At 35.6% G+C, this 2,896-nt stretch carries 4 protein-coding genes and 1 pseudogene; 3 read left to right on the top strand and 2 right to left on the bottom strand.

What is annotated here, in order from left to right; translation table 11 throughout:
* Positions 1-94: 94 nt before the first annotated feature.
* A complete protein-coding gene (locus CWS01_RS22125; protein ID WP_101179744.1) occupies positions 95-1,309 on the bottom strand; it encodes an NAD(P)/FAD-dependent oxidoreductase in 1,215 nt (404 codons plus the stop codon).
* A 150-nt stretch (positions 1,310-1,459) separates the two neighbouring features.
* On the opposite strand from CWS01_RS22125, the gene CWS01_RS22120 reads away from it, so the two are divergent.
* From CWS01_RS22120 to CWS01_RS22110, 3 genes are all read left to right on the top strand, one after another.
* Entirely contained in the window at positions 1,460-1,675 is a 216-nt protein-coding gene (locus tag CWS01_RS22120; RefSeq protein WP_101179742.1) for a hypothetical protein, read from the top strand.
* 18 nt (positions 1,676-1,693) lie between these two features.
* Positions 1,694-2,005, top strand: coding sequence for a spore coat protein (locus CWS01_RS22115; protein ID WP_101179740.1), 312 nt, complete (start codon positions 1,694-1,696; stop codon positions 2,003-2,005).
* Between the two features lie 105 nt (positions 2,006-2,110).
* Entirely contained in the window at positions 2,111-2,434 is a 324-nt protein-coding gene (locus tag CWS01_RS22110) for an MGMT family protein (RefSeq protein ID WP_101179738.1), read from the top strand.
* 55 nt (positions 2,435-2,489) lie between these two features.
* Here CWS01_RS22110 and CWS01_RS22105 read toward each other — a convergent pair.
* Positions 2,490-2,896 (bottom strand): annotated as a pseudogene (locus CWS01_RS22105) (L-lactate dehydrogenase); the annotation flags it as partial.

Below are 2,896 nucleotides of genomic sequence, written 5' to 3'. Positions count from 1 at the left end.
ATCATAAAGGAGACCTCTTTTTCTTCCGCCTTAACGGGCATTAAGACCCTGATTGGTTTAACTAATACAGAGAACCATTCGTTAAATTTTTACTTTATCTGGTTTTTCCCCGGCTATTGCTGTAAATAGACATAGCCGGGTGTGAGCCGTTTGTAAGAACAGCACTTAATATTTTGGCCAATGCCATGCTATAAACAAGTCCATTATCGCCATATGCCATTAAAAAGTAACAGTTTGGATATTCCTCGTACTCTCCGATAATAGGAAGACCATCATGTGTTCCTCCATAAAATGCTCCAAGATAATATTCTGGATAAATAGTTAATTCAGGGAAAAGTTTTTGGCATTCTTTTATTAATTTATCTTTTCTGTGGGTAATCTTAGAATCTCGATCTTCTGGATTTGTTGTATCATCATCGAGACCTCCGATGATAATGCGATTATCTTTTGTTGTGCGCATATATATGTAGGGACGCGCTGTTTCCCAAATTAACGTGCGCTTATGCCAATGGGGAAAATCTGTAAGCTGGTTGGTAACAACAGCATAGGAGCTTAACAACAAACCATTTTTTTCTGTTTTAAATTCAAGATTTTCATATCCTGCTGCAAAGATGACTTTTTTCGCTGTAATCGAATACCCATTTTCTGTTGAAAAAATAGCGGCATCTTTAGTGAGTTTTTTTCCATTTATTCTCGTATGCTCATACATCCGCACTCCTTTTTTTACAGCGTCAGCAATTAGGGCATGGTTAAATTTAAAAGGATTAATTTCCCCATCATTAAAAGTATATAATGCTTTATATTTGCCAAAACCATATTTATCTTTAATTTCTTTTTCATCTAAAAGAGTAGCTTGAAAACCATGTTTATTTAAATAATAATATTCTTTTTCTAACTTCTCTACATCCTCTTGGTAACTTGCAAAATACAAAGAGTCTCTTCGAACAAAATCAGATGATATATCTAATGAATGGGAAACATTCTCTATATCATTAATAGCAGTCTCACATAATTTAGTATGAGCAATGGCTGTTTCCTCGCCAAAGCTATTTACTAATTCGAATAGCATCTTGTCTCCTAAGTATTGAATAAGAGCGGTGTTTGTAAGCGTACTGCCTTCCCCAATCTTTCGCTTATCTACGACTACTACATCAAGTCCTGTTTCGCTTAAATAGTGAGCACATTGAGCACCAGAACTGCCGCCACCGATTATTAAAACATCACAAGCAATATCCTCAGTTAATGAGGAATAGGAAGGATGTTCTAAAAAGGTTGTGGGCCAGTAGAATTTTCCTGTTTGCAGCTGCATAATAAATCCTCCATATTTAAAAATCTTCTAGCTAAGTATTGCCAGTTTTATGAATCCCTACTACTGCATTTTAAGAAGTTTCCAAAATTTTTACATGCATTCTGAATGGAAAAGGAGAAAGACTAATGGAGGAAGAGGGGAGAGGTAACTATGCAGCCATTAACAGGTAAAGAACTTGAATATCTAGCTGATTGTATGTCAAATGAAGATTTATTAATAAAACAGGCAATTGTTTCTCTTACACATGTGCAAAATCCTGCTGTACAGCAATTATTTACAGGACTTGCGAAAGAACATCAAAAGCATTACCAAACGCTTTTAAATACAGTACAGCAGCATGCTTCTATTGCACCAAACATGAGTTAAAGGGAGAGGAGATTATCGATGAATATACAAACACCTACAATTGGAGAACAAGATATTGTTTACTCTTTTTTAGCAGACCTAAAACGTTCAGCTCGGGAATATACAACAGCTGTTACAGAATCAAACTGTCCAGAAGTCCGTCAAGTATTTGAACAGCTTTTGCAAAGTACGTTGAAAATGCAGGATCAAACCTATCAGTTAATGTCCCAGCAAGGATGGTATAATACATCTTCGCCGGTATTAAGCGCGGAAATTAATAAACAAATAAATACGTATACACAAACTCAGACGCAAACGAATCAAATTCTTCAACAAAATGTAGGAATTTAATTAGCAAAAAACAGCGAATTTTCTTTAGAAGATTCGCTGTTTTTATGTAAAATGAAAGAAGCTCCTATTTCACATAGGAACAATAAACCAAAAGGGAATAAATACATGCAGCCATTTACTCTAAATGTAATTAAAATAATTCAATCGATTCCTCGAGGAAAAGTCATGACATATGGACAAATAGCGAAAGCGGCCGGGAGCAATCGAGCGGCAAGACAAGTGGTTCGTATCCTTCATTCTATGAGTGAAAAATATCAACTTCCATGGCATAGAGTCGTTAACGCCAGCGGCAAGCTGACAATTCCAACAGAGGAGGGCAAAGTGCTTCAAAAGCAGCTGCTGCAAAATGAAGGCATAGTTTTTGAAAAGGATGATCAACTATCATTAAAAAGGTATATGTATGACCCTATAGAATTTTGGGAGGAATAAAAAGACCTGTAAGCTATGATAGAACTTACAGGTTTTTTTAACAATTTTGTTGCTATTATAGGACTGGTGCCATTGTTTCTTTTAATATTTTAACAGAGTGGTTAAATTTTTCTTGTTCTTCTTTTGTTAAGTCCAGCTCCATGATTTCTCGAATGCCATCACGATTAATAATAGCTGGGACGCCAATATATACATCGCTTTGGCCATATTGGCCATCGAGATAGGCAGATACTGTTAAAATAGAGTTTTCATTGTTTAAGATGGCTTTTGTAACACGAACTAGTGACATGCCAATACCATAATAAGTGGCACCTTTTCGTTCAATAATATGGTAGGCTGCGTCACGAACATTTTCAAAGATTTTATCTAAATCTTTTTGATTATACGTTTCATTTTTCTCTAATAAAGATGCAATGCTTTCAGAGCCAATAGTTGCTTTACTCCATACAGGAAGTTCTGTGT

Source organism: Niallia nealsonii (assembly GCF_002835805.1).
Lineage (GTDB): Bacteria > Bacillota > Bacilli > Bacillales > Cytobacillaceae > Niallia > Niallia nealsonii.
This window is presented reverse-complemented; position numbering and strand designations above follow the sequence as displayed.